This is a genomic window from Ruania zhangjianzhongii (genome assembly GCF_008000995.1).
GTDB classification, from domain to species: domain Bacteria; phylum Actinomycetota; class Actinomycetes; order Actinomycetales; family Beutenbergiaceae; genus Ruania; species Ruania zhangjianzhongii.
In genome coordinates this window covers 184,015-208,102 of the sequence record NZ_CP042828.1, presented here as the reverse complement: position 1 = coordinate 208,102, position 24,088 = coordinate 184,015, and the positions used below count along the sequence as shown (strand labels likewise).

Annotated in this window: 28 protein-coding genes; 9 read left to right on the top strand and 19 right to left on the bottom strand. The window is 69.6% G+C overall.

Going from position 1 to position 24,088, the window contains the following annotated elements:
* Positions 1-15 precede the first annotated feature (15 nt).
* On the top strand, positions 16-600 hold the full coding sequence (locus FU260_RS01205; protein WP_147915407.1) for a hypothetical protein: 585 nt from the start codon (positions 16-18) through the stop codon (positions 598-600).
* 114 nt (positions 601-714) lie between these two features.
* A complete protein-coding gene (locus tag FU260_RS01200) occupies positions 715-1,299 on the top strand; it encodes a hypothetical protein (protein ID WP_147915406.1) in 585 nt (194 codons plus the stop codon).
* A gap of 118 nt (positions 1,300-1,417) precedes the next feature.
* On the opposite strand, the gene FU260_RS01195 is transcribed toward FU260_RS01200, so the two are convergent.
* From FU260_RS01195 to FU260_RS01185, 3 genes are all read right to left on the bottom strand, one after another.
* The gene (locus tag FU260_RS01195) at positions 1,418-2,572 is read right to left on the bottom strand and encodes a serine hydrolase domain-containing protein (protein ID WP_168211600.1); all 1,155 of its coding nucleotides are present in this window, start codon (positions 2,570-2,572) and stop codon (positions 1,418-1,420) included.
* Between the two features lie 309 nt (positions 2,573-2,881).
* Positions 2,882-3,094, bottom strand: coding sequence for a hypothetical protein (locus FU260_RS01190; RefSeq protein WP_147915404.1), 213 nt, complete (start codon positions 3,092-3,094; stop codon positions 2,882-2,884).
* Between the two features lie 606 nt (positions 3,095-3,700).
* Positions 3,701-4,150: a hypothetical protein gene (locus FU260_RS01185; RefSeq protein ID WP_147915403.1), complete on the bottom strand. Its 450-nt coding sequence runs from the start codon at positions 4,148-4,150 to the stop codon at positions 3,701-3,703.
* A gap of 180 nt (positions 4,151-4,330) precedes the next feature.
* On the opposite strand from FU260_RS01185, the gene FU260_RS01180 reads away from it, so the two are divergent.
* Complete coding sequence (locus tag FU260_RS01180) at positions 4,331-4,921, top strand: dienelactone hydrolase family protein (protein WP_147915402.1); 591 nt, start codon at positions 4,331-4,333, stop codon at positions 4,919-4,921.
* Positions 4,922-4,953: 32 nt separating this feature from the next.
* Here FU260_RS01180 and FU260_RS01175 read toward each other — a convergent pair whose 3' ends face one another.
* Complete coding sequence (locus FU260_RS01175; protein ID WP_147915401.1) at positions 4,954-5,277, bottom strand: AzlD domain-containing protein; 324 nt, start codon at positions 5,275-5,277, stop codon at positions 4,954-4,956.
* On the bottom strand, positions 5,274-6,005 hold the full coding sequence (locus FU260_RS01170; protein WP_147915400.1) for an AzlC family ABC transporter permease: 732 nt from the start codon (positions 6,003-6,005) through the stop codon (positions 5,274-5,276). Before FU260_RS01170 ends, FU260_RS01175 begins: the two co-directional genes overlap by 4 nt.
* A gap of 74 nt (positions 6,006-6,079) precedes the next feature.
* Here FU260_RS01170 and FU260_RS01165 point away from each other — a divergent pair, with 74 nt between their 5' ends.
* Positions 6,080-6,628, top strand: coding sequence for a helix-turn-helix domain-containing protein (locus tag FU260_RS01165; protein ID WP_342355246.1), 549 nt, complete (start codon positions 6,080-6,082; stop codon positions 6,626-6,628).
* 63 nt (positions 6,629-6,691) lie between these two features.
* On the opposite strand, the gene FU260_RS01160 is transcribed toward FU260_RS01165, so the two are convergent.
* From FU260_RS01160 to FU260_RS01120, 10 genes are all read right to left on the bottom strand, one after another.
* Positions 6,692-6,997: a WhiB family transcriptional regulator gene (locus FU260_RS01160; protein WP_147915399.1), complete on the bottom strand. Its 306-nt coding sequence runs from the start codon at positions 6,995-6,997 to the stop codon at positions 6,692-6,694.
* A 292-nt stretch (positions 6,998-7,289) separates the two neighbouring features.
* Positions 7,290-9,107, bottom strand: a complete 1,818-nt coding sequence (locus FU260_RS01155) for a gamma-glutamyltransferase family protein (RefSeq protein WP_147915398.1) — start codon at positions 9,105-9,107, stop codon at positions 7,290-7,292.
* A 108-nt stretch (positions 9,108-9,215) separates the two neighbouring features.
* Positions 9,216-9,530 (bottom strand): MBL fold metallo-hydrolase, encoded by a 315-nt coding sequence (locus FU260_RS01150; protein WP_147915397.1) that lies wholly within the window; start codon positions 9,528-9,530, stop codon positions 9,216-9,218.
* A gap of 46 nt (positions 9,531-9,576) precedes the next feature.
* A complete protein-coding gene (locus tag FU260_RS01145) occupies positions 9,577-10,317 on the bottom strand; it encodes an ABC transporter permease (RefSeq protein ID WP_147915396.1) in 741 nt (246 codons plus the stop codon).
* Between the two features lie 16 nt (positions 10,318-10,333).
* Entirely contained in the window at positions 10,334-11,212 is an 879-nt protein-coding gene (locus tag FU260_RS01140) for an ABC transporter ATP-binding protein (RefSeq protein ID WP_147915395.1), read from the bottom strand.
* Complete coding sequence (locus tag FU260_RS01135; RefSeq protein WP_147915394.1) at positions 11,209-11,982, bottom strand: SDR family NAD(P)-dependent oxidoreductase; 774 nt, start codon at positions 11,980-11,982, stop codon at positions 11,209-11,211. The genes FU260_RS01140 and FU260_RS01135 overlap by 4 nt, the downstream gene beginning before the upstream one ends.
* Positions 11,979-12,623: a TetR/AcrR family transcriptional regulator gene (locus FU260_RS01130; RefSeq protein WP_147915393.1), complete on the bottom strand. Its 645-nt coding sequence runs from the start codon at positions 12,621-12,623 to the stop codon at positions 11,979-11,981. The genes FU260_RS01135 and FU260_RS01130 overlap by 4 nt, the downstream gene beginning before the upstream one ends.
* A gap of 108 nt (positions 12,624-12,731) precedes the next feature.
* Entirely contained in the window at positions 12,732-13,550 is an 819-nt protein-coding gene (locus FU260_RS01125) for a DUF4097 family beta strand repeat-containing protein (RefSeq protein WP_147915392.1), read from the bottom strand.
* 2 nt (positions 13,551-13,552) lie between these two features.
* Positions 13,553-13,693: a hypothetical protein gene (locus tag FU260_RS23435; RefSeq protein ID WP_168211599.1), complete on the bottom strand. Its 141-nt coding sequence runs from the start codon at positions 13,691-13,693 to the stop codon at positions 13,553-13,555.
* Between the two features lie 12 nt (positions 13,694-13,705).
* Positions 13,706-14,218 (bottom strand): Arc family DNA-binding protein, encoded by a 513-nt coding sequence (locus FU260_RS01120; protein ID WP_147915391.1) that lies wholly within the window; start codon positions 14,216-14,218, stop codon positions 13,706-13,708.
* Positions 14,219-14,459: 241 nt separating this feature from the next.
* Between FU260_RS01120 and FU260_RS01115 the strand changes: the two genes are divergently transcribed.
* The 3 genes from FU260_RS01115 to FU260_RS01105 are packed head-to-tail and all read left to right on the top strand — an operon-like array spanning position 14,460 to position 17,485.
* A complete protein-coding gene (locus FU260_RS01115; protein ID WP_147915390.1) occupies positions 14,460-15,788 on the top strand; it encodes an ABC transporter substrate-binding protein in 1,329 nt (442 codons plus the stop codon).
* Positions 15,789-15,848: 60 nt separating this feature from the next.
* The gene (locus FU260_RS01110) at positions 15,849-16,835 is read left to right on the top strand and encodes a 2-dehydro-3-deoxygalactonokinase (RefSeq protein ID WP_147915389.1); all 987 of its coding nucleotides are present in this window, start codon (positions 15,849-15,851) and stop codon (positions 16,833-16,835) included.
* A complete protein-coding gene (locus FU260_RS01105; RefSeq protein WP_147915388.1) occupies positions 16,832-17,485 on the top strand; it encodes a 2-dehydro-3-deoxy-6-phosphogalactonate aldolase in 654 nt (217 codons plus the stop codon). The genes FU260_RS01110 and FU260_RS01105 overlap by 4 nt, the downstream gene beginning before the upstream one ends.
* 88 nt (positions 17,486-17,573) lie before the next feature.
* On the opposite strand, the gene FU260_RS01100 is transcribed toward FU260_RS01105, so the two are convergent.
* Positions 17,574-18,122 (bottom strand): DM13 domain-containing protein, encoded by a 549-nt coding sequence (locus FU260_RS01100; RefSeq protein ID WP_147915387.1) that lies wholly within the window; start codon positions 18,120-18,122, stop codon positions 17,574-17,576.
* Between the two features lie 151 nt (positions 18,123-18,273).
* Here FU260_RS01100 and FU260_RS01095 point away from each other — a divergent pair, with 151 nt between their 5' ends.
* Together FU260_RS01095 and FU260_RS01090 are read left to right on the top strand one after the other, a co-directional pair.
* On the top strand, positions 18,274-18,972 hold the full coding sequence (locus FU260_RS01095; protein WP_210418171.1) for a response regulator transcription factor: 699 nt from the start codon (positions 18,274-18,276) through the stop codon (positions 18,970-18,972).
* On the top strand, positions 18,969-20,108 hold the full coding sequence (locus FU260_RS01090; RefSeq protein WP_187368351.1) for a sensor histidine kinase: 1,140 nt from the start codon (positions 18,969-18,971) through the stop codon (positions 20,106-20,108). The genes FU260_RS01095 and FU260_RS01090 overlap by 4 nt, the downstream gene beginning before the upstream one ends.
* An 81-nt stretch (positions 20,109-20,189) precedes the next feature.
* On the opposite strand, the gene FU260_RS01085 is transcribed toward FU260_RS01090, so the two are convergent.
* The 3 genes from FU260_RS01085 to FU260_RS01075 are packed head-to-tail and all read right to left on the bottom strand — an operon-like array spanning position 20,190 to position 23,954.
* A complete protein-coding gene (locus tag FU260_RS01085) occupies positions 20,190-21,524 on the bottom strand; it encodes a hypothetical protein (protein WP_147915386.1) in 1,335 nt (444 codons plus the stop codon).
* A 2-nt stretch (positions 21,525-21,526) separates the two neighbouring features.
* The gene (locus tag FU260_RS01080) at positions 21,527-23,167 is read right to left on the bottom strand and encodes a hypothetical protein (protein WP_147915385.1); all 1,641 of its coding nucleotides are present in this window, start codon (positions 23,165-23,167) and stop codon (positions 21,527-21,529) included.
* Positions 23,160-23,954, bottom strand: coding sequence for a deoxyribonuclease IV (locus tag FU260_RS01075; protein WP_147915384.1), 795 nt, complete (start codon positions 23,952-23,954; stop codon positions 23,160-23,162). Before FU260_RS01075 ends, FU260_RS01080 begins: the two co-directional genes overlap by 8 nt.
* Positions 23,955-24,088: the final 134 nt, after the last annotated feature.

The window sequence follows — 24,088 nt, the reverse complement described above, 5'->3', positions numbered from 1 at the left end:
TGCTGCACTGCTGGGATGAGCATCACCCAGAACGCACGACGGACATTGACCGCACTCGGTGCTGCCGGCCTGCTCACCACCGGGGTGCTGGCCGGCGCTCTGCCGGTGGCAGCCGCGCCGAGCAGCTCCGACCCGAACACGCCCGCCACGATCGCGGCACCGGACGGCAGGCCTGCCCTGGCCGCGCCCGCCGGCGAGGTGACCCCGAACGGGAGCACGTATCACTGCTCACCGAACTGGTGCTACCAGACCATCTGGGACAACGCGGCCAACGACGATGGGGGCCGGTGGGCACAGTCGATCCTCCACGTACGTGGCGATGACCTGGACACGTACACGGCATCCTTCTGGCCGCGAGGCGAGCGGCTCAACCTGCTGGACAACCTCAGCGACGGTCACCAGGCTCGGGCGAACGTGGAGGTCCGGGATCGCAACGACAACGTGGTGGACCGGGACACCTTTTACACCAGCAGCAACACCGACTTCAACCTCGGCACCCCGGACGGCACCGGCAACATCCCCGAGGGCTACCAGGTGTGGATCCAGGTGTGCGTCGGTGACACCGACCACTGCGCGCCGTGGGTGCTCGGCTACGCCTGAGCCCCCACCCACGATCCAGGACACCGAGGCCGGATAGATCCCCAAGCGCCGGTCTCGGTGTTCTGCTGCGCGCGGTGAAAGACCGGTGTAAGGGCTCTCTGCTGCACTGGCCGGATGGGGATCACACAGAAGACACGACGCACACTGACAGCACTCGGCGCGGCCGGAGCGCTCACCGCCGGGGTACTGGCCGGCGCGATGCCGGCCACGGCGGCCCCGAGCAGCACCGACACCATCGGCCCGATCCTGGTCGAGGCACCGGACAGTACCGCTGCCCTGGCGGCTCCCGACGGTGGGGTGAGGCCGACCGGGAACATCCACCACTGCAGTGGGGCCTGGTGCTTCCAGAGCATCTGGGACGAAGCGGCGAACGACGCCGGCGGCTGGTGGGCACAATCGATCATGTACGACGAAAGCGTCCCCTCGGACCGCTACCAGGTGAGCTTCTGGCCCAGGGGCGAGACGCTCCACGTGATGGACCGCCGTAGCGACGGCCAGCCTGCGCGCGCCGAAGTCAGGGTAGAGAACCGCAGTGGCGTCACCGTGGACCGCGACACCTTCTACACCACCTACGACAGCACCTTCAACCTCGGCACCCCCGACGGTAGCGGGAACATTCCCGAGGGTTACCGGGTCTACATCCGGGTGTGCATCGGCGACAGCGACCGGTGCAGCGTGTGGACGCAGGGCATCGCCTGAGCAGGGGGATCTCAAGGCCTTACTAGGCCGCCACAGACCTGCGGACACCGAGACTGGGTGAACCCCCGAGACCCGGTCTCGGTGTCCCGTTGTGTGTCGGAGGTACTCCGGGATCGGCTCAGGGCCGACCGAGCAACGCTTCGAAGGCCGCGACCAACGGCGGCGGCTCCGGTGAGGTCCACATCTGGTTGGTGAGCAGCACACCGGTACGGCAGGTCGCCGGGTCGTTGCTCCAGGTGGAGCCCAGCCCGCCGGCCCAGCCGTAGCTACCGGCGCCGGGGCCCTCCTCGGCGGCGGTGAGCAGCACCGCCAGGCCGAATCCCCAGCCGGAGCCGGGGTCCGGTCCGCCCGCGCGGAGCTGGGCCTCGGTGAGCCGGTTGGTGATCATGGCGTGCACCAGTTCGGCCGGCAGGAGCCGCTGGCCGTCCACGCTCCCGCGGCCCTGCAGGAGCTTGGCGAACCGGGCGTAGTCGGCGACGGTGGAGACCAGGCCGCCGTCTCCACCCTCGATCACCGGCGGAGCGCTCCACTGCCCCTCCGGTGGGTCGTAGACCTCGTCTCCTTCCCGGTAACAGGGGCCGAATCGCGCCTGCTTCTGGGGCGGCACCCAGAACCCGGTGTCAGTCATCCCGAGCGGGGTGAAGATCCGCTCGGTGAGGAAGGTCGCAAGGGAGCTGCCGGACGCCCGGGCAATGAGGATACCGAGCACCACCGAGGACGTGTTGTAGAGCCAGCGCTGGCCCGGCTGGTACTGCAGCGGGAGCCTGGCGGCACGGGCGAGCCACTCCTGCGCCGGGAGCTGCTCCGCAGGGCCTGGCGGACCGTCGCCCAGGTTCAGCTCGGACCAGCGCCGAGTGAACGGCGTGGCGGAGAAGTCGGCGAAGTCCATCCCCCAACCGAGGGTGTTGGTGAGCAGGTCCCGCACGGTCGCAGATCGTTCGGCGGGCACGGTGTCGTCCAGCTCAGCGTCCGGGGTACGGAGCACCCGCCGGTCGGCGAGCTCGGGGAGCCAGGTCTCGATCGGGTCGTCCAGGGTGATCGCGCCGTCAGCGGTCAAGATCAATGCGCCGACGGCGGTGATCGGTTTGGTCATCGACGAGATCCGGAAGATCTCATCGGTCTCGAGTGGTTCCTCGCCTGCGCGGTCCCGGCTGCCGAGGGCACCCGAGAGGACTTCGCCACCGGTACGGATCAGCCAGGTCAGCCCCGGGGCATCGATGCCGACGTGCGGGCGAAGGCGGTCCTGGACCTCCTCGCTGGTGAGCATTCTCATCCGCCCACGGTAGCTGCGTACGCACCGGTCGGGTGCGCGATAACGGCGGCCGGTTCGGCTCTCAAGTCGCACCAGGCGGTGATGTCGCGTTAAGTGGGAACCCCCGAGGAACTGGAGCTGTTCATGGATACCTGGGTCTGGATCGTCATCGGGATCGTCGTCGTGGCGATCATCATCGTGCTCATCGTCGCGATGTCCGTGGGCAGTCGGCGCAAGCGAGCCGAGGAAAACGCGCGGCTTCGTCGAGAGCAAGAGGCACATGACCGGGCGCAGGCTGCGGATCTGCGCGACCACGCCGATAAGCAGGCGCTAGCCGCACGCGAGCGTGAGGTGGCAGCCAAGGAAACCGAGACTGAGGCAGATCGGGCCCAACTCGAGGCCGAAAAGACGCGACGCGAAGCAGACCGCTTGGCCCAGGAGGCCCAGCAGCAGAAGAGGACGGCCGAGGAGGTCCACGCAGACGCTGCCCGCGAACGCGCCGATGCCGACTCGATCGACCCCGATCTGGGCCCGGATGGTCATCCGCGGCCTGGAGCAGGGACGCCCGCCGGGCAATCAGGTGCAGAGGCGCCTGCAGCAGGGGCGCCTGCGGCTAGTCAGCCAGGTGCAGCGGCGCCCGCTGCGGAGCAGCCAGGTGCGGGGGCGCCCGCCGCGGGGCAGCCGAACGCTGGGGCGCCTGCTGCGGAGCAGCCAGGTGCGGGGGCGCCCGTGCGCGAACCACGCGCCCCACAGCCATCGCCTGCAGCCCAACCAGGCGCAGCAGCGCCCGTGCAGGAACCGCCGGTCCAGCAGCGGCCTACGGCTCAGCCGGTCGCCGGTCAGCCAGGCTCCGGGGCGCCAGTCGCCGGTCAGCCAGGGGCGGGCGCTCCAATAGCCAGGGGACCAGAGGCTGAGGAGGCTGGCGCGACGCCGCAGAATGCCGGGACGCCAGTCCAGCAGCCACCCACTGCCCCGCCGGTCGCCGGTCAGCCGGGTGCGAACGATCCGGCCACCGGGGAGCCGCTCCTCGAGGAGCCGGTCGCCGAGCCACGGACGCATGGCCGTCACGCCCCGCCGACGGAGGAACCACCGCCGGCACGGTGAGTCGGCGCGGGGAGTTGGCGGGCGATCGTCGTACAGCCGGGAGCGTTAGGACACTTGCGTGTCGCCGGCGACCGGATCGCTCGGGTCGGCGCAGTAGGCCAGCTCCCCGCCCTCACCGGCGTGATAGGCATACTCGTCGCCGTCTGCCGTGAGGATCACCCGGTAGCCGTCGGTGAGTACCTGCGGATAGGACATCCCAGGCTCCGGACAGCCGAGTGAGCCGTCGGGCCAGGTCACCTCTTCCAGCGATCCGGCATCGATATCCGCCAGCGCCACGCCGAGCCGATCGGCCAGGTCCTCGACAGCCTCCTGCACGTTCTCGGGGAGGTCGGCGGCGTCGTCGGTCGGTTCCGGTGTGTCCGAAGGCTCCGGCGAGTCGGTGGAGGGCTGGAGGGTGGTCGGAGGGTCCGTCGGGTCGGAGCCCTCACCCGCGCACCCTGCAAGCGCACCGGTGAGCAGTCCGGCGAGGAGTACGGCGGCGAGTCGGTGGCGCATGGCTTCGAGGGTAGTTTGCCACCGGCAGTCGGACCATCGTGGGTCGGTCGATCCCGATGATCCGGTCGACACCTCGATGCGCTGCAATCAGCGCCGCGTTGCGGCGATCGGACGCCTCAGAGCGTTCGGATCCGTGTTCCGCGGAAGCAGAATGTCCCCGCCTGGGCCTAGCGTGGGGTCATGACTGAACTCGTACTCTTCCACCACGTCCTGGGACTGACCGACGGTGTGCGCAACTTCGCCGAACTGATCCGTGCACAAGGGCACACTGTGCACACGCCCGACCTGTTCGAGGGTCGCACCTTCCCCACGATCGACGAGGGGATCGGCTACGCCGGGTCGATCGGCTTCGACGAGGTGATGCGGCGCGGGATCGAAGCGGCAGCCCCGCTTCCGAAACGCGTGGTCTTCGGCGGCTTCTCGGTCGGGGTCATGCCCGCGCAGCAGTTGCTGCAGACCACCCCCGAGGCCCTGGGTGGCCTGTTCCTGCACGCCTTTATCGATCCGACCCAGCTCGAGGGCAGCTGGCCGAGCGGAGTCCCGGCCCAGGTGCACGGGATGGACGAGGACCCATTCTTCATCGGCGACGGTGACCTGGAGGCGGCCCGCGCGGTTCAGGCCGACCACCCGGAGCTGGAGGCCTTTCTCTATCCGGGCAAGACCCACCTATTCACCGACTCCAGCAGTGCGGATTACGACCAGGCCGCCGCCGTCACGGTGCTTGAGCGCGCCAGCGAGTTCCTCAGCTCGTTGGCGCCGGCGCAACCATGACAGCTACCGGCGCGCACTGACACCCGGCCGCGTCAGGCCACCCCGAGCGCGCGCAGGCCCGCCGTAGCGCCGGCCGCGACCAGGAGCACGATCGGCAGCGGCACTCCGCGCCAGGCGAGCAGCCCGGAGAGCGCCACTCCGGCCGGGCGAGCCCAGCCAGCGTAGGCCTGACCGTCGGTCAGCGCGCTGGTGGCCATCACCGAGGCCAGGATCAGTACCGCGGAGTCCTCGACCGCCAGCTGCAGCCGGGGGTAGGGCTGAAGCAGGTCACCGATCGCCCCGCCACCAGCACGCATCGCATAGGTGCCGACGGCGAGCACCAGCCCACCGAGCAGCAGCGCCACCAGCTCGCTCATCGCCCTGCCCCGCTGCCCTCGTCCGGGTCGCCGAACGAACCGTCGTCTTCCCCGCGGCCAACGAAAACCTCCCGCGAGCGCCACAGCGCCAGCGGGAGGGCAAGCACACCGGCCAGTGGGCCCAGCCCCTCCGGGAGCAGCAGCGCCGCCGGCACCGACACGATCGCCGCACCGATCACTGCCGGCCGCAGTCGGGCCCGCTTCAGGGCCGGTAGCACGAGGGCGAGGATCACCGCCGGGAAGATCGCGTCCAGCCCGAAGGCGTACTGGTCGATGCCGCGGCCGAGCAGCCCACCGGCCAGCGCGCCAGCAGGCCAGCCGATCAGTACTCCGGTGCCGATCCGGGTCAGCGCGCTTCCGGAGCGCTCCGGGTCCCGCTCGGCGAGCGCGAACGCCACCGCCTCATCATTCATCACATGTGCGCGGTAGGCACGGGTCGCGCCCTGGCCGAGTGCCGGGCGCAGCGCCATCCCGTAGGGCACGTGCCGCACGTTCACCAGCAGTGCTGCCGGCAGCGCCAGCCAGGGCGAGGTGGCAGTCGCCAGCCCCACATAGAGCATCTCGGACGAGCCGGCCAGCACGACCACACCGAGCAGCGGAGCCACCCACACCGGCAGCCCCGCGCCCACACTCATCGCACCGTAGGCAACACCCACCAGTGCCATCGACAGCGAGATCATCGCCACTGTGCGGAGTGACACCGCATCCGTTCGCTGACCCGAACTCATGATCGTTATGATGAACGCTAATCGGACGTTCCGGCAAGTCCGGCCGGTAGGGCTGACCACGAAAGGCACAGGTGATGACGGCGGAGGCACAGCTGCCGCGGGCCGCTATCGCGGCGAGCATTCAACGCGAGCGCAGCCGAGTGGGGATCTCGCTGACCGAGCTGGCCCGGCGCGCGGGAGTGGCGAAGTCCACGCTGTCCCAACTCGAGTCCGGCACCGGCAACCCGAGCCTGGAAACGATGTGGGCGCTGGCGGTGGCGCTCGGCATCCCGTTCTCCCAGCTGATCGAGCCCCCAGCGAGCCCGATCCAGGTGATTCGGGCGGGCGAGGGTCCGGCCGTGGCCGCCTCCGAGGCCGATTACGTGGCCACGCTGCTGACCGCCAGCCCACCCGGGGTGCGCCGGGACCTGTACCGGATCACCGCGGAGCCGGGGCAGGCGCGCGAGTCAGCCCCGCACGCGCGGGGCACCATCGAACACGTGTACCTGGCCGCCGGCCGAGAGCGCTGGTCGGCCCGGCGGAGGACACAGTGGAACTCGCTACCGGAGACTTCATCACCTATCCCGGCGACGAACCGCACACCTTCGAGGCACTCGGCGGCCCCGCGCACGCTCTCCTGGTGAGCGAGAGCAGCGCTGACTCCAGCCGGTCAGCCAGTCCCTCGATCGGCGGGTAGGAGCGTGCCGTCAGGCCACGGCGTACTTGCGCGGACGGCCACGGCCTCGCTTGGTCGGCTGCACCCGGCCCCGCTCGAACACCTCACCGCCCCAGACTCCCCAGGGCTCACGCCGGGCCAGCGCGCCTTCCAGGCACGCCTGGCGCACCGGGCATTCCCGGCAGAGCTGCTTGGCAGTCTCCACCCGGTCGGAATGCTCGGCGAACCACAGATCCGGGTCACTCCAACAGGGCCATGGCCCGTCCTCCAGCCAGACCGGGCCGAGGAGTTGTAGCAGGGCGGGGCTCGTCTCGATGCTGATGATGGGCACCTCCATTCACGCAGGGCTCCGCACGCGCGGCCGAGCAGGCGACGCGATGCCCGACGGCGATTCCACCGGGCACAGCGCTCTGCCCCGGATACCCCGGTCACCACGGCCGCTGCCCCCCAGCGTGCGTCGATACTGCCACTGTGCCCTGCACACACGGCTCGGCACATCCACCCTTCGGCTGATCCGTATCGTCTTAAGTCCACCGCAGGTCGATGTCGAGACCCAGCCAGAGCATGGTCGTCATGTCAGCCGTGCGTTATAGCGCACGGCTGACATGACGACCTCGCTCAGGGCAGAGTTAGCGGCCTACGGCGTAGCCCTGCATCCCGCGCGGATTGGCGGCGGCCATCAGTATCCCGTCGCTGCGGATCCCGGCGGCGCTGATCCGGCCCAGCGACCAGGGCCCGGAGGCGGAGACCCGGTGTCCTCGCCCGGCCAGGTCGTCCAGCACCGCCGGCCCGAGCCGGTCCTCGGCGCGCAACCCACCCGGCTCGGCCATCCGGGGTGCGAACGAGCTCGGCCAGTGCGTGCTGTGCCAGTTCGGGGCGTCGATCGCGGCTTGTAGATCCATACCGTGCACGAGGTGGTTGATCAGGAACGGCACCACCCACTGGTCCTGCTGATCTCCGCCAGGGGTACCGAACGCCAGGTACGGCTTCCCCTCGCGAAGCACCATCCCTGGACTGAGTGTGGTGCGTGGCCGCCGGCGCGGACCGATCGAGGTGGGCAGTCCCGGCTCAGTCCAGAACATCTGCCCCCGGGTACCGAGCGCAAAGCCCAGCCCCGGGATCGTCGGTGAAGACTGCAACCAGCCACCCGACGGTGTCGCGGCGACCACGTTGCCCCAGCGATCGACGATGTCCAGGTGACACGTGTCCCCGCGCGCAACGGTGGGTTCGCCCTGACCCGGCGAGGCCAATCCGTCCGGCCAGTCTCCGCCGTCGGCCATCGCGGCACGCACCCGCGCACCCAGCTGGGGCGCCACGCCGCCCGGCGACCCCGGCCGGAGAGTGAGGTCCGCCTGCGCACCGACCAGGCGGACGCGCTCCGCGGCGTACTCGGCGGAGAGCAGCGACTCGACCGGCACGTGGGAGTGGTCCGGGTCGCCGTAGAAGGCCTCCCGGTCGGCGAAGGCCAGCTTGGCCACCTCGGTGACCAGGTGCACCAGGTCCGCTGATCCCGGTCCGAGACCGTCCAGCCCGGCGGCCTCCAGCATGGCGAGCTGCTGCAGCAGGACCGGGCCCTGCCCCCAGGGGCCGGTCTTGGCCACCTGATGGCCGGCGAAGTCGACGGTCAGCGGTGCTTCCTCACTCGCCCGCCAACCGTCCAGGTCGGCGCCGGTGAGCAGACCGCGATGCCGGGTGAGGCCGTCGGCGCCCGGCGAGCCCACCACGGAACCGTCGGGCTGCTCGGTAGCGCTGAAGGCATCGATCGCCTCGGCCACGAACCCGGAGTAGAACGCGCGCCGAGTGCCCTCGATCTGCTGCTCGCGACCCGGGCCGGCGGCCTCCCCCTCGGCCACCAGACGGTCCAGGGTGTCGGCGAGCACCGGGTTGGCGAACCGCTCCCGCGGCCCCGGAGCCCGGCCCCCGGGAAGATAGATCTGCGCCGAGGTGGGCCACTGGGTGCGAAAGACCTCGGCCACCTGACTGATCGTGGCCGAGGCCTGGCCCACCAGCGGGTAGCCGTGGCGGGCGTAGCCGATCGCCTGCTCGGCCACGTCCCGCAGGTGCATCGTGCCGTAGCGCTCGAGCATCAGCAGCCAGGCACCAAATGTGCCGGGCACCGTGGCCGGCAGCAGGCCGGTGCCCGGGATCGCCTCGATGCCGAGCGTGGCGTAGGCCTCGGGTGTGGCCGCCGACGGCGAGGTCCCCTGTCCGCAGACCACGAACGTTCGGCCTGTGCGTGCGTCATGGCAGATCGCGGGCATATCGCCGCCGATGCCGTTCAGGTGCGGCTCCACTACGTGCAGCACCAGGCCGGTCGCGACCGCCGCGTCGTAGGCATTGCCGCCGCGTTCGAGGATCGACATGCCCGCGGCGGAGGCGAGCCAGTGGGTGGAGGCAACCATGCCGAACGTGCCGAGCAGCTCGGGCCGGGTGGTGAAGGTCTGCATCGGTTCAGCCTAGAGGGGATCGATGGCGCCATCGGAGGCAGCCCGTGCGGTCCGAGGTCGGCGGGGCTGACCTCAGATCGCCTGCGGTACCCCCGATGCGGGTGCCGATCAGCGCAGCTCGAGGTGCTGGCCGGGCGTGAGCCGCAGAGCGCGGCCGGAGCACGGTGATCCCGCCGCGAGGGCCTCCGAACCGACCAGTGAGCCCAGATCGGACGGTCCGAGGACCGGAACTCCACCGGCAACGGCCTCCTCGAGGAGCCCGCGGTCGGCGTGGTCGAAGTGACCGTGAGAGACGAGCACAGCGGAGCAGCCGGCCAGGTCGGGCGCCTCGCCCGGCCCGCCGGGATCCACGAGGATCCGGTGCTGCCCTCGCTGCAGCTCCACGCAGGCGTGCTTGGTCAGCCGGAGCGACGCTGCCGTCACCGCGCCGACGCTAGCGGATCCGGTTCGCTCGGGCTAGCACGCGGCCTCAGCCGAACCGGCGGACCTGATCCCGGCGGTAGCCCCAGACGGTAAGCCCGGCGAAGATCACGATCCACACCGCGAGCATCACCAGGGACAGCGACCCGACGGGCTCTCCGGTCAGCGCCACCAGCACCAGGTCGCTCGCGCCCCCGGTGGGCACAAAGGGCGCGATCTGCTCGATGAACGCGGGCATGTCGGCACGGTCGAAGAACATGCCGCCAGCCACTGCGAGCGGAAGGAAGCCGATGCTGTTGGCGATAGCGGCCGCCCGCATGGACATCAGGTAGCCAACCGCCAGCCCCAGCAGCGTGAAGGTCACCACCGCGATCAACAGTGCTCCCGCTGCCAGCAACACCCGGGACGGCGGAGCCGACGCGGCCGTGAACAGTCCGGCCACCACCACGATCGGGATGATCGCGGCAGCGACGACCACGAGCCCGACCAGGAGGTGGCCGAGCATCTGCGGTGTGATTCCGCCTGGAAGGGTGCGCAGATAGTTCCCCCAGGCGGTCTCGCGTTGCGAGGCGATCACCATGCTGAAGTGACCGACGCACGCCATCAGAACGCCGAACACCGCCAGCATCCCAGCAGCCGAGGTCATCGCCGCCGTGTCCTGGCCGATAAAAGGAACGACGAAGAACAGCATCACTCCTACCGGGACCAGCGCCACGGTCAGGAACATCGTCGGCGTGCGGATCGTCTCGGCGAGGTGCCGCCGGGTGTAGGTCATGGTCAATGAGGACATGGATCGGCCTTTCGCGTCAGGTGGTCTGCCGATCGCCGGTGATCGCCAGGAAGGCGTCCTCCAGCGAGGTGGGTTCGATCTCGATGTCGGTGAATGACGCACCGGAGGTCACCAGTTCCCGGACCAGCGCCGTGACGTCATTGGTGAGCAGATGGGTGCGGTCGCTCTCGCGCTCGATCGAGGCGACCTGACTCAGCACGGGCAGCACCGGGTCGGTCAACGTGACCCGTTTGAGCTGGATCCGGTCGCGGATCTCGGCGACGCCACCATCGGCGATGACCCTGCCCTGGTCCATCACCACCACCCGGTCGGCCAGCACCTCCACCTCCTCGATGTAGTGACTGGTCAGCAGCACAGCTCCGCCATCGGCGTGGAAAGAACGAATGCCCTCCCACAGCGCCCGCCTGGCGTCCACGTCCAGACCGGTGGTGGGCTCGTCCAGGAACACCAGCCTCGGCCGCCCCGCGAACGCCAGCGCAACCGCGACCCGCCGCTGCTGTCCGCCGGAGAGGCCACCGGCCTGCCGGTCGGCCAGCGGCGTGAGGTCGAAGCGGTCGAGCAGGTCGGCCGGATCCACCGGGTCGGGGAAGTGCGCGACGACGAAGTCCAGCAGCTCCCGCACCCGCCAGGTCTCCGGAAGTCCGGTCTCCTGCGGGGTCACGCCGATCACGCGCCGGGTCGCCTCACTGCGCGGGTCGTCGCCGCACAGTTCGACACTGCCGGAGCTGGGTCGCAGCAGGCCGGTCATCACGTTGATCAGGGTGGACTTGCCCGCGCCGTTAGGACCGAGCAGTCCGAGCACCTGCCCGGCCGGGATGTCCAGGGACACATCGGCCAGCGCGATCGTGTCGTTGTACCGGCGGGTGACGCCGAGGGCGCGGGCGAGGATGGTCATGGTGCGGACTCCGATACCTGTGGGTGCGGGTCGGACATGATCGACGGGATATCGCCGAACGCGAAGGGTCCCGGCTCGCCATGGGCCACGACCGGCCACGCCTGTCCGGTCACACCGCGCGCCAGCACCAGTTCGGCAACCTCGGCGACCCGTTCGGGCGAGAGCACCGCCAGTCCCATTTCGCTGATGAACGGGACCGCCTCGCCCAGGATCGGGGTGTCGATAAAGGTCGGGCAGAGCGCATTGACGGTGATGCCGCTCTCGGCCACGCTCGGGGCGACGGAGCGGACCAGCCCGATCACTGCGTGCTTAGTGGCCGCATAGAGCGGATTGATCGGGCTCTCCGTCAGTCCGGCCAGGCTGGACATCGCCAGGATCGCGCCGGATTTCTGTTCGAGGAACACCGCCAGCGCTGCATGCACCCCGTACACCACGCCGTCGAGATTGGCCGAGACCAGATCCCGGTAGTGCTGGGGGCGGAACTCCTCGATGAATCCGCCCTGCTCACCGATCCCGGCGTTCAGCACGGTGATGTCGAGGCTGCCGAAGTGTTCGGTCGCGGTTCGAACGGCGGCGAGGTTGTCCGCCAACTGAGCGACATCAGTGTGGACGAATACGCCGCCGATCTCCCGAGCGAGGCTCTGCCCAGCCGGATCGATATCCGCGACCACTACGTGCGCGCCGCCGGAGGCGAAGCGGCGGGCGATCGCCGCACCGATTCCGCCGGCTCCGCCGGTGACCAGCGCGACTTTGTTGTCAAGAACGGTCATGTTTCCTCCGAAGTGAGCCGCACCGGCCGGGTGGCATAGTCGACGGCGGTGGTGATCTCCCGCAGGTAGAGATCGATGTCGAGGTCGGGATCGCGGGACAGCGCCGTGGGCACGGCATCGATCGCGCTGCGCACGATCCGCGCCATGACGCTGACGTCGAAGTCCCGGAACTCGCCGCCTGCCTGGCCCGCCACGAACAGTTGCTCCAGGGGCGAGAGAAGATTCTGGTCGAACGCGCCCGGGTCGGCCTCGGGCAGGTCGGCCAGACCGCCGCTGGTGACGATCTCCACGACCGCGACCATGCGGGCGGGGTAGGCGCGCATGTACTCCAGGTTCGAGCGGATGTACGCCTGCAGCTGACCGGCGGGCGTGGTCTCGGCGTCGATCTTCGGCACCATGAAGGCGGCTGCGTCGGTGTAGACAGTGGTGAGGACCTGGCCGATCAGCTCGGCCTTCCCGGCGAAGTGGTACGAGATCAGTCCGCGGCTGATGCCTGCACGGGTGCCGATTCTGGCCATCGACGCCCGGTGGTATCCGACCTCGGCGATGGTCTCGACGGCAGCGGTCACGATCTGTTCCCGCCGCGCTTCCTCGATGAAGGAACGCGGCGGCTGGCTGTCGTGATCAATTCTTGGCTGCATGGCCAAAAACTAGCACACCATGCCAGGAACCTGTACAGGTCGGCCAAGATTTGCAGGTCGCAGGCTCAGGCTGCAGCCGTCGCGGCTCAGGTCGGCGACGGCGCCGGTTCAGGCGCGCAGCACAGTGATGTTGCCGCTGGCCGTACGCAGGCGCAGCACCACCGAGTTCTCTCCCTCGCCGGGCTCCCCGCTGGGTTCCAGCTCACTGCGCACCCGGCCGGAGACGGCCTGGCAGTCGAGCAGGGTCGGGGTACCGTCTGCCACGCCTACTGTCAGGCTTCCGGAGGCGCTCGTCGCTCCGATCTCGCCGGATCGCACCATCTTCACCTGGATGGAGCCCGATCCGGAACGAAGTGTGGCAATGCTGGTCTCGCCGATCCGCAGCTCACCGGACCCGGCACTCCCGCTCACCTTGGTGGCGTAGTCGATGATGATGTCGCCGGAACCGGTGCGTGCACTGACATCGTCGGCGCTGCCGATGGACAGAGTGCCGGAGCCGGCGGCGGCTTCTACCGTCGCGGCCCGGTCGATCCGGGCATCACCGGAGCCGCTGGTGGTGGTCGCGCGAGCGGCAGCGCTCACGTTCAGATCACCAGAGCCGCTACGCAGCTCGACCTCGGCCAGGTCGCCGGTGGTGTGCAGGTCGCCGCTGCCGGACTTTGCCAGCACGCTCGACCCGGTCGGAACGGTGATCTCCGCCCGTAGCTTGCTGCCGAACCCGGAGAAGAGGCCGCCACGCACCTGGGGCACGTCGACCTCGAGCGTGCCGCCGACCAGATCGACGTGCGAGCGTTCGGCGAGCTCACGGTCACCGGTGAGCTGCACCGTCGCGGTGGACGTCTGAGTCGCGGTGATGGTGACGTCGGAAGCGCGCACCCGCGCGCGGACCTGGATCGGTCCGGTGACCGGGAAGTCCTGCTCGCGCATGCTCACAGCTCCGGACTGCGCCGCTGCCGGCGCGGAACATAGGAGGTGACCGTGCCCGGCCGGCGCCGGGACTGCTTGGTGGGCTCCTCCAGCGGGCCGCCGATGTGTTGTGCGGCGATGGCGTCGAAGACGTTGTCGAACATGGGATCTTCCTTTCAGCGGACCCAGCCGGTCATCCGCCGGCCGGATCCAGTCGGACGGGCCGCCGCGGGGGCGTCGCCGGGAGTGATGAGGGCTTTCTGTACGGCTCGTACGAGCCAGGAGTTGATGGAGACGCCGTCGCTGGCGGCAGCGTCGTCGACGCGAGCCTTGACCGACTCCGGCAGCCGCAGCGTCACGCGGGTGTGGGAGGCATCCTCAGGCTCGGGCGGCAGGGGTGGCGCAGGTGGCTCAGGTGATGTGGGCGCTGCGAACTGCTCGGTCGGGGCCTGTTGATCGACCACCAGCTCGGCCAGACCGCCCCGGAGGCGCACTTCCACCACTGCACCGTCCAGCCGGGAGGTCACCTCGGCCGCGACGTCGGAGGCCAGCTCCATCAGGGTCAGTCGCAGCGCCGGTTCCAGCGATTGGGCGAGGCGTTCGGTGGCCTCCTGCACCTCCGGGGTCGAGGTGCCGGCCGCGTGGCCGAGCGCCTGACGTAGAGAGTTGAGGTACGGGTTCAGGTCCATGACGCCATGGTGACATCACAGTGGTGTCACTGTCAATAGATTCGACAGCACCATGGTGTCAGTCGGCGTCACTCGCACTGTCGGGATGACGCCGGACGCCCAGGTCCGGTGCGCCGGACCCTCACGGAGTGGTCACGATTCCCTTCGCTCCGGTGCCGTGGGCCGTGCTGTCCAGCCAGGCGGCGCTACGGTGCTCTCAGCGTGTGTGCAGCAGTGCGCCGCCTTCCGTGGGGAGAGAGCAATGACGATTCGCAGATCTACGCTGTTCACCGGTGCCGCCCTGCTCGGCGCCTCCGCCCTGGTGCTCACCGCCTGTTCACCGGGCAGCTCCGATGACGACGGCAGCGGCGAGGGCAGCACCACGGTCACGTTCCGGCTCTGGGACGAGAACGCCGCCGCTGCCTACGAGGAGACGTTCGCGGCATTCGAGGAGCAGAACTCCGATATCGATGTCGAGATCGAAACGGTGCCGTGGGCGAACTACTGGGACCGACTGCCGCAGGACGTGGGGTCCGGCACGATGGCGGACATCTTCTGGACGAACACCTCCAACTTCGGCCTGTACGTGGACAACGGCAACCTGCTGAACATCTCCGAGGAGATCGGCGACGACCACGATGAGTGGACCCAGTCCGTGGTGGACCTCTACACCCGGGATGGGTCACTGTGGGGCGTGCCGCAGCTCACCGACTCGATCGCGCTGTTCTACAACGTGGACCTGCTCGCCGACGCCGGGATCGACCCGGCCACCCTGCACTGGGACCCCAGCGGCGAGGAGGACACGTTCCTGCCGGCGGCCCAGGAGCTGACCGTCGACAGCAATGGCGCCACGGCGGCGGAGGACGACTTCGATCCGAACAGCATCGACACCTACGGATTCAACGCGCAGAACGACCTGCAAGCCATCTACATCGACTTCCTTGCCTCCAACGGTGGGCAGTACCAGGACGGCGACCAGTACGCCTTCGACAGCCCGGAGGGTGTAGCCGCCTTCCAGTATCTGGTGGACCTGATCAACACCCACCACGTGAGCCCGTCGGCGGCGGAGACGAACGCCAACGGTGACCTTGCCCGGCAGCTCTTCGTCCAGGGCAAGATGGCTCTGTTCCAGTCCGGCCAGTACTCGCTACCGGCGATGGCCGACGCCGAGTTCGACTGGGCGATCGCGCCGATGGTCGAGGGGCCGCAGGGGCGCGTCGGTGTGGTGCACGGGGTTGCGGCCGTCGGCAACGCGGCCACCGAGCACCCCGAGGCCACAGTGGAGGTGCTGCGCTGGCTCGGTAGCGCCGAGGGTCAGGTGCCGCTCGGGGCGACCGGTGCCGCCTTCCCGGCAGCGGTGGAGGCACAGAGCTCCTTCACCGACTACTGGGAGGAGCAGGGGGTGGACACGTCGGAGTTCATCGCCGCCGCCGAACGGAACGCTGCGGCCGCACCACTGGGCCCCCGGGCCAATGCCGCCGCGAACGCCATGGGCCCGTTCTTCGAGCAGCTGTTCGCAGGCACCCTGCCGGTCGAGGATGCGCTGCAGCAGGCCCAACAGGCGGCGAACGAGGCGATCGCCGAGGAGTAACGCCACCCTCCCCCGGCCTGCCCGCGAGGACCGGGGCCGGGAGGTGCGTAGGCTGCAGCCATGCGCGCAACAGAGTCGGTGGCCCTGGTGGCGCTGGACTGGGGGACGAGTTCGTGCCGGGCCTACGCACTTGACGCCGACGGCCGGCTGCTCGACTCGCGCAGCGCACCCCTGGGCATCCTGTCCGTCGGCACCGAGCCGGAGGCGTACGCCCGCGCGCTGACCGAGATCGCCGGCGACTGGCTGTCCATGGCGCCGCCGGTGCTCGCCTGCGGGATGGTGGGCAGTGCTCGCGGCTGGCAGGACGCCGGATACCGCAAGGCCCCGCTCCACCTGACCACGCTCGCCGACCCCTGCTACCCGCCGGTGGTCACCGCGGCCGGGCCTGCCGGACCGGTGCACCTGGTGCCCGGGGTGCGCACGGACACCGGAGTGATGCGGGGTGAGGAGACCCAACTGCTCGGTGCCGTGATCGCCGGCCTGGACGCCGATCCGTTGGTGCTGCCCGGCACGCACAGCAAGTGGGCGGCGCCGCGGCACGGCCGGTTGACTGATTTTCACACCGCGATGACCGGGGAGCTGTACGCACTGCTACTCGCCCACGGCACCCTCTCGCAGGTGGCTGCACCACCTGGTGCCTCAGATCGGGATGCGTTCGACGGCGGAGCTCGGCTCGGTCTGGAGCGCGCACCTCAGGGGGTGCTGAGCCTGGTCTTCGAGGCACGCTCCCGCGTGCTGGTGGGCTCCCTGGCGGCCGAGCAGGTGCGCGACTACCTCTCCGGGTTGCTGATCGCCGCCGAGATCAGCGGCGCGCTGGCGTGGTTGCCGCAGGCGCCGAAGCGGGTGACGCTGGTCGGGGACGAAGCGCTGTGCGAGCGGTACGCGCGCGTGCTCGCCCTGGCGGGGATCGCCGGCACCCGACCCGCCGACGATCTGGCCCTGGGCGGACTGGTGCACCTGGCCCGGAGGCTGCACCTACTGCCGGAAGCCGGAGCAGTGCCCGCGGGCGCCGGCGCCGACGCCGACGAACGAAGGAGCCGACGATGACCCGAGAACCGACCGGACTGGTAGCGATCCTGCGCGGGCTGCGGCCCGAGCGTGCCGCGGAGGTGGGTGCAGCGCTGGTCGGCGCCGGGCTGACCACTCTCGAGGTGCCGCTGAACTCCCCCGACCCGCTGCGCAGTATCACGATCCTGCGCGAGCAGCTGGGCGATCGCGCTCTGGTGGGCGCGGGAACGGTACTCGACCCGGCCGCCGTGGATGCAGCCGTCGAGGCTGGCGCGCAGTTGATCGTCTGCCCGCACACCGATCCGGACGTAGTAGCCGAAGCGGTCGCCTCCGGGGTGCCGGTCTACCCCGGCGTAGCGACAGTGTCCGAGGCCTTCACCGCGATCCGGCACGGCGCCCGGGCGGTGAAGATCTTTCCGGCCGACCAGGTCGGCCTCGCCGCGGTGCGAGCCTGGGGCGCCGTGCTCCCGCCGGAGGTGGAACTGGTTCCGGTCGGCGGGGTGTCCGCCGGTCAGCTCGGAGACTGGGTGGCGGCCGGCGCCACCGGATTCGGCATCGGCAGCGCGCTGTTCACCCCAGACGTGCCGGCCGAGCTGCTGACCCAGCGCGCCAACGAGCTGGTGACCGCCTGGGCATCGGTGGCCGACCGGCTGCGCCCGCCTCCGGATCTGGCGCCGGTCTCCGACTAGGCGCAGCCAGCGCACGAGAGCTCCCGCCTTCGGGCGCTGGTACTAGGTCGCGTCCAGCCGGTCGTGCGGGCGAGAACCAGCAGGCCGGTCAGGACAGTGCAGCGGCACCGAACACGGCACCCTCCTCGTCGCTGTAGATCAGCACAGTGTCGTACGCGGTCACGTCCACCCCGTCGAGGTCGAACGTCTGCGACTCCTCGTCGAAGGCGACGGCGTCGATCTCCACCCCTTCGGACACGGCTGCCTCGTCGGTGCCCTGGGTGAGGTAGAGGCGCAGGTCGGGCGCTTCGCCTGAGGAGAAGTCACTCAGCACGATCTCGGTCTCGCTGATCTCTACCGAGCCGGTGACCATGCCGTCCTGGCTCTCGAACATCCCGCTCATCGCGGTCATGTCCTCGTCCGACATGTCCTCACCATCCATGCCCTCACCCGACATGTCCTCACCATCCATGTCCTCACCCGACATGTCCTCATCGGACGTCTCCTCGCCAGCCATGTCCTCGGACATCGACTCGCTGGACGTCGGTTCGTCGGTCATCGGTTCGTCGGTCATCGAGTCGTCGCTGGTTCCGCTGCACGCGGCCAGCGTCAAGGTCAGGGCCAGGAACGCTGCGCCGGTGAGTGCACTCTTACGCATGGGGATTCCTTCTGTTGATCGTCCGATGACGTCGGCCCGGATAGGTCGACGCCGCGAACGTATCCAGCGGGCCGCCACGACCGGCGGAGTCTTTCAAGAGCGTAAGAACTGACCAGCGGGTGCGGCGGGCCGGCGAGACTACGCTGCAAGGATGGCGAACCGGGTCGAGGTGATGCTGGTGGAGGACGATGCCACCGTGCTGAACGTGGTCACCGACTACCTGCGTCGGCGGGACTACTCGGTCAGCGCCTTTACCGACGGCCTGAGCGCGCAGCGAGCGTTGCGTACCACGCGCCCGGACGTGCTGGTCCTGGACCGGATGCTGCCCGGCGTCGGCGGTGACGAACTCTGCCGGGAGGTGCGCGAGCAGTCTCCACAGACGCCAATCCTCATGCTCACGGCGCTGGACTCGGTCGACGAACGTATCGACGGCCTGACCCGCGGTGCCGACGACTACATGGCGAAGCCGTTCGTGTTGCGCGAGCTGCAGCTGCGGATCGATGCGATGGTGCGGCGCAGCCGGGCGGTGCACGTGACGCCAGCACCGTTCGTTCTGGGCCCCTTCCGGGTGGACCCGGCACATCGGCGAATCTGGCTGGCGGAACAGGAGATGACGCTCACCAGCCGCGAGTACGAGCTGTTCTTGTTCCTGCTGCAGAACCCGGACCGGATCCTCACCCGCGAGGATCTGATCCGCGAGGTGTGGGGATGGAACTTCGGGGAGCCATCGACAGTCACCGTGCACGTGCGCCGACTGCGGGAGAAGATCGAACCTGAGCCGCGGTTTCCTCGCTACCTGCTCACCGAGTGGGGCCGGGGCTACCGCTTCACCGTGACACCCCCACCATGATGCTCAGCGCAACGGACCTGCTCCTCGTGGCCGCGTACACGGCGGCCTGCACCGCGGCGATCACCGTGCTGGCGGTGCTGACGCTGCGGCTGAACCGGCGCCGGTCGATCCGCTTCCAGCTCGCCGTCGTCGTGCTGACCGTGGTCGCCGCGATCGTCTCCTCGACGGCGGTGATCGCCGCGCAGATGTACGTCTCCGAGCACGACCTGACCGTGCTGCTCTGGGTGATCGGCGTGGCTGCGGTGATGAGCATCCCGGCCGCACTGCTCACCACCCGGACCGCCCGGGCCACGATCAGCACGCTGCGCACCTCTGTCGAGCGGGTCGGTCAGGGGGACGTGGTGGCCGCGGACACCGGTGCGTGGAAGGAGCTAGCCGACGTCTCGACACAGCTCGCCGAGACCTCCGAGCACCTCGCGGCCGCGCGAGCGGAGATCGAGCAGCTGGACGCCTCTCGCCGCGAGCTGTTCGCCTGGATCTCCCACGACCTACGCACACCCCTCACCGGGATCAGCGCCCTGGCCGAAGCTCTCGAGGAAGACCAGGTCACAGACCCGGCCGACTACGTCCGGCAGATCCGCGCCCAGGTACGGGCGATGAGCCGCCTGGTCGACGACCTGTTCGCTCTGTCCCAGATCCACAGCGGCACACTCCAGTTGCGACGGGAGCACGTCGAACTCCTCGACATCGTCTCCGGCGCCGTCGCCGACGTGGCCGGGCCGGCCGCCACCCGGGGCCTCACGATCACGCCCAACGCCGTGGCGGGGCACACGCTCTGGGCCGACCCACACGAACTGAACCGGGTGATCGTCAATCTGCTGATGAACAGCATCCGGCATGCCCCACCAGATTCCGAGATCCTGATCACCGCGACCGACGGTGACGGCGGTGGGTTGCTGCTGTCCGTGCTGGACGCGGGCGAGGGCGTCCCGCCCGCTGACCTCAGCAGGATGTTCGAGGTCGGGTGGCGGGAGAACGCCTCACGGACACCGGCCGTCGAGACCGACGGGACGCCGGGAGCCGGGCTCGGCCTGGCGATCGTCCGCGGAATCGTGGAGGCTCATGGTGGCTCGGTCAGCGCCGAACACGCGCCGGATGGGTTCCGCCTCAACGTCGCCCTCCCAGCCGAACCCTAGGGTCAACCCAAATGGGGGCAGTCAGCCACCCCGGGCGGTTTGGGTGAGAGGCTGGCGGCCGAGCCTGCCCCGGGCGGGCAGCTATTCGTCGTCCTCGTCCTCGTCCTTGGCCCGCCGGGTCGGCCACCGGAGCAGGATGCGGTTCCGGGACGCACGCCCGAACCCGATCTCCAGCGCCTGACACACACATCCGAGAATGATCGCCAGCAGCGAGCCGGCCAGCATCGGGCCCAAGATCGCCTCCGCCCCGGCAAACAGCGAGCCCTCTCTCCCGGCATCGATACGGGCGGTGATCGCGACAATCAGCCCGACGCCGCCGGCACCGCTGAGCAACTGTGCCGCCAGCACGGTTCCAGAGTGGGAGTGGCGCTGCAGGAGCGCCGTCTCCGGCCGTGCAGACTGCGGGTCGGCAGCGCTCTCGTGCAGCCGACGGCGCTCAGTGGCGCGGATCAGCGCTCGGGTCAGTGCGGTGATCACCAGCATCGCGGTCGCGATCCCCCCGACGATTGCCGCGCTGAGGGCGAGCAGATCGATGCCCTGCTCCATCGACGGGCCGAACTCCCGGCGGTCGGCATAGCGACCCGGCTGGCGGATGTAGACCGCGAGCATCAGCAATGCGAACCCCGCCTGAACGCCCACCGCACCGAGGCGTTGCCCCCCGGTGCACAGGCGGTACCACCCCGGAGCTACCGGCCGGACAGGTGCGCCACCGGTGGGCGTGCCCTCGCTCTGGATCCGGATCCGACGGTGGACCCCACCCACCTCCGCCGGGCGCCAGAACGAGCGCAGCCCGTTCGCCACGTTCCCGTGCGCTGGCCGTAGCCGCGTATCGATCAACCGCACTCCCCCGAACAGGGCCGCGCCGATGGCGAGCGTGACGCCGAGCACCTGCAGCGAGACGGTGTCGAACCCGCTCGCGAAGCTAGCGGGGATGAAGATCAGGAGTGCCAGTGCGTCCAGGCAGATGAAGCCGACCAGGAGGCCCTTCAGCCCCTTGGCGATCGGAACGAGGAGCAGGTCCTGTTGTGCTGGCGTGGGCACAGCGGTGCGGACAGCGCCAGTCCGGACTTCGTGACGCAACCGACGGGCGGCCACCCAGGGCAGCAAGCCGCCGCACAGGCAAGCGAGCAGCGCGGCCGCCGCCGCCACGGCGCACAGGACGCCGAGCATCAGACGAGCGAACTGGTCCAGACCCTCGTTGATCGCTGAACTGTCGAAGACGGCCTCCTCGCCGAGCAGGCCGAGTACCAGGACCAGGCCGAAGGCGATCCCAGCCCCGACCCCCACCGGGATTGCACTGGCGCGCAGCGCCTGCAGCATCAGTCCGTACGGACCGAGGGAGTACTCGTACCAGCCGGGTGGGGCTTCAGGCGGCTCCGATGCATCGGCGGGCTCGGTCCGCTGGTCAGTGGGCACGGTTAACGGTAAAGGTCACCGAGGCCGCGGCCGCGGAGCTTCTTGGGCGGCCCCCAGGCACGTCGCCTGCCCTGGGGAGCCCGTGGTGGTGGCGGCAGGGTGGCCGGTGACCCCGACGGCAGCGGAGGCGGCGGGTAAGGGCCTGGTGGCGGGTACGCTCCTCCGGCCGGTGCATGCGGCGTGCCAACTGGTGGCGCATACGGCGCACCCGGAGGCGCAGCGGGGCCGGCCGCCGGTGGCGGGTAGTAGCCCCCGGTCATTCCGGGAGGGGCGGCGGCTCCCGGACCCATGGCCGAGGGCGGCGGGGCTGCCGCAGCAGCCGGTGCCCACTGCCCAGCGCCGAGGTGCTGGCCATACCCGACCACATCCGCCTCGAGGGCCGAGTCCAGCTGCGCCTTCTTGTTCATAGAGTTCGGGTCAGGGATCGGCCACTGCCGCATGATCAGGTTGCGCCGGTCCCGGGTGACGTTCTCCGCCGCGACATCAACCACCACTGCGGCCAGCAGCAGGAGAACGGCCAGCACCCCACCGGCAATGCCCCAGCGCTCCACCGCGCCGGAGTCGGTCATCAGCGCGGCTGGAACTGCAAAGAGGAGTGCCAGCGCACCAACCCAGCCCAAGAAGTTCACCCAGGGGTACTCCAGCGGTCGCCAGTACCGAGCAAGCACACTCAGTTCCGGGATCGGCCCATACGGCCGACTCGCAGCGGCAAGAAGTCCTCGAAGCTCGCTCAGCTGCGCGCCGTGCTGCAACAGGGCGCCGAGCGCGTACAACGCAATCGCGATCGCCACCAGCAGCACCGACGAGCTCAGGAGGAGCGCTTCAGTAGTGCTGGAAGCGAATCCGCCACCAATCATCGAGGTTCCCACCGGCAGAGTGACGACCGCATCGAACATCGCGATCACGGTGATCCACAGGCCGGCAGAGTTGACCCGGTCTCCGGCGCGATCCAGGGGGCGGCGATGCGTGGTCGCCGGGTTGACCAGGTCGCCGTCTGCGTCAGTCGGCAGGTTCGGCACACGTGCAGCCGCTGCGTCCTCCGCGGCCGATCGCCGCTCCTCGGTCCACCGGCCCTCCAACTCGGCCAGGGGCTTCTTCCGCCACAACCGGAAAGCCACCACCACCGCGATGGCGATCACCGGCAGAGGAACGAGGGCCCAGCCCTCGGGCACGAGGTTCGCCTCGACCCAGGTGCGCACCGGAGCGGTGAACACCCACGAGAAGGCGAGCATCGCCGTCAGCAGGAGTGCGGACACGATCATCCCCGTGCCGGTCCATCCGGTAGCCATCCCCCACTGCTGCGGGTGCGGCACCTCGGTACCGCGGGCGCCTTGGCGCACGGCTCGGCGCAATGCGCCGATCGTGAGAACGGTGCGCAGCAGGTTCAGCACGGAGACTGTCAGCGTGGTCAACGGGAAGACCAGCACAGCCACTCCGAGGGCGAGCTCCGCCCAGGTCGACCAGGCCAGTCCGGTGCTGTCCACACCGAAAGAGCCCTTGTCCGCGACGTACCACATACCGAGGAACGGCAGGATCATCAGCATCGCGATGATCGGGACGCTGCTCAGTGCCCAGCTGACGCCACGCACCAGCGAGCCGAGCGGCCCCACCGGGTAGAGCCGCCAGTGCGCCCGCTCAGTCACTACGCCCCCGGATCCAGGCGATATCACTGGTCTGCTCGGCGGCACCGCCCGGGGTCTCCACGATCACGGGCGCACCTGCCTCGCGGATCAGCTCGGCCAGCGCGTCCAGCGGGAGCGAGCCCTGGCCGAGGTTGGCGTGCCGGTCAGCGCCGGAGTCGAAGTCGTCCCGGGAGTCGTTGGCGTGCACCAGATCGATCCGACCGGTGGCCGCCAGCACCCGCTGCACCAGACCGTCGAGCTGCTCTCCCCCGGCGTAGGCGTGGCAGGTATCGAGGCAGAAGCCGACGGCGTCCCCTCCGTCGGCGCTGCGTACCGCCTCCCAGAGTCGGGTCAGCTTGGCCACCCCGCGAGCCATGGCCTTCTTCCCGCCGGCGGTGTTCTCGATGAAGATCGGCACTGCGGCGTCCAACTGGTCCACGGCCTTGCGCCAGTTGTCGAAGCCGATCTCCTCATCGTCGGTGGCCAGCACGTGCCCGCCGTGCACCACCACGCCGATCGCGCCGATCTCGGCGGCGGCATCGACCTGCTTCTGCAGGAGCTTGCGGCTGGGGATGCGGATCCGGTTGTTTGTCGTGGCCACGTTCAGCACATACGGGGCATGCACCACCAGGGTGATGCCCGCCTCGGCCGCCGCTTCCTTGAGCGCCGCCGGGCCCTCGGGGTAATTGACCTCGTGCCCCTTCCACGCCTGCGGATCCCCGATGAAGATCTGCGCGAAGTTCACCCCCCGTGCCCGCGCTTCAGCGATCGGGTCGCTCTGGCCGACGTGTGCTCCGATCAGTGACATGCTCCGAGCCTAGCGAAGCGCGGCGGTGCGGCCGATGGGCTCGGCTCCCCACCCGGTCATCCGCCGGACCACGACAGCCACCCCTCCATCGATTTGCCCCACTCTGTCGCCTTGGTTCGAGCCGGAGCGACAGG

Excerpts from the sequence above, each read along its gene's own strand:
- FU260_RS01205 (WP_147915407.1), top strand. The coding sequence starts at position 16 with ATGAGCATCACCCAGAACGCACGACGGACATTGACCGCACTCGGTGCT.
- FU260_RS01200 (WP_147915406.1), top strand. The coding sequence starts at position 715 with ATGGGGATCACACAGAAGACACGACGCACACTGACAGCACTCGGCGCG.
- FU260_RS01195 (WP_168211600.1), bottom strand. The coding sequence starts at position 2,572 with ATGAGAATGCTCACCAGCGAGGAGGTCCAGGACCGCCTTCGCCCGCAC.
- FU260_RS01190 (WP_147915404.1), bottom strand. The coding sequence starts at position 3,094 with ATGACCATCCGGGCCCAGATCGGGGTCGATCGAGTCGGCATCGGCGCG.
- FU260_RS01185 (WP_147915403.1), bottom strand. The coding sequence starts at position 4,150 with ATGCGCCACCGACTCGCCGCCGTACTCCTCGCCGGACTGCTCACCGGT.
- FU260_RS01180 (WP_147915402.1), top strand. The coding sequence starts at position 4,331 with ATGACTGAACTCGTACTCTTCCACCACGTCCTGGGACTGACCGACGGT.
- FU260_RS01175 (WP_147915401.1), bottom strand. The coding sequence starts at position 5,277 with ATGAGCGAGCTGGTGGCGCTGCTGCTCGGTGGGCTGGTGCTCGCCGTC.
- FU260_RS01170 (WP_147915400.1), bottom strand. The coding sequence starts at position 6,005 with ATGAGTTCGGGTCAGCGAACGGATGCGGTGTCACTCCGCACAGTGGCG.
- FU260_RS01165 (WP_342355246.1), top strand. The coding sequence starts at position 6,080 with ATGACGGCGGAGGCACAGCTGCCGCGGGCCGCTATCGCGGCGAGCATT.
- FU260_RS01160 (WP_147915399.1), bottom strand. The coding sequence starts at position 6,997 with ATGGAGGTGCCCATCATCAGCATCGAGACGAGCCCCGCCCTGCTACAA.
- FU260_RS01155 (WP_147915398.1), bottom strand. The coding sequence starts at position 9,107 with ATGCAGACCTTCACCACCCGGCCCGAGCTGCTCGGCACGTTCGGCATG.
- FU260_RS01145 (WP_147915396.1), bottom strand. The coding sequence starts at position 10,317 with ATGTCCTCATTGACCATGACCTACACCCGGCGGCACCTCGCCGAGACG.
- FU260_RS01140 (WP_147915395.1), bottom strand. The coding sequence starts at position 11,212 with ATGACCATCCTCGCCCGCGCCCTCGGCGTCACCCGCCGGTACAACGAC.
- FU260_RS01135 (WP_147915394.1), bottom strand. The coding sequence starts at position 11,982 with ATGACCGTTCTTGACAACAAAGTCGCGCTGGTCACCGGCGGAGCCGGC.
- FU260_RS01130 (WP_147915393.1), bottom strand. The coding sequence starts at position 12,623 with ATGCAGCCAAGAATTGATCACGACAGCCAGCCGCCGCGTTCCTTCATC.
- FU260_RS01125 (WP_147915392.1), bottom strand. The coding sequence starts at position 13,550 with ATGCGCGAGCAGGACTTCCCGGTCACCGGACCGATCCAGGTCCGCGCG.
- FU260_RS23435 (WP_168211599.1), bottom strand. The coding sequence starts at position 13,693 with ATGTTCGACAACGTCTTCGACGCCATCGCCGCACAACACATCGGCGGC.
- FU260_RS01120 (WP_147915391.1), bottom strand. The coding sequence starts at position 14,218 with ATGGACCTGAACCCGTACCTCAACTCTCTACGTCAGGCGCTCGGCCAC.
- FU260_RS01115 (WP_147915390.1), top strand. The coding sequence starts at position 14,460 with ATGACGATTCGCAGATCTACGCTGTTCACCGGTGCCGCCCTGCTCGGC.
- FU260_RS01110 (WP_147915389.1), top strand. The coding sequence starts at position 15,849 with ATGCGCGCAACAGAGTCGGTGGCCCTGGTGGCGCTGGACTGGGGGACG.
- FU260_RS01105 (WP_147915388.1), top strand. The coding sequence starts at position 16,832 with ATGACCCGAGAACCGACCGGACTGGTAGCGATCCTGCGCGGGCTGCGG.
- FU260_RS01100 (WP_147915387.1), bottom strand. The coding sequence starts at position 18,122 with ATGCGTAAGAGTGCACTCACCGGCGCAGCGTTCCTGGCCCTGACCTTG.
- FU260_RS01095 (WP_210418171.1), top strand. The coding sequence starts at position 18,274 with ATGGCGAACCGGGTCGAGGTGATGCTGGTGGAGGACGATGCCACCGTG.
- FU260_RS01090 (WP_187368351.1), top strand. The coding sequence starts at position 18,969 with ATGATGCTCAGCGCAACGGACCTGCTCCTCGTGGCCGCGTACACGGCG.
- FU260_RS01075 (WP_147915384.1), bottom strand. The coding sequence starts at position 23,954 with ATGTCACTGATCGGAGCACACGTCGGCCAGAGCGACCCGATCGCTGAA.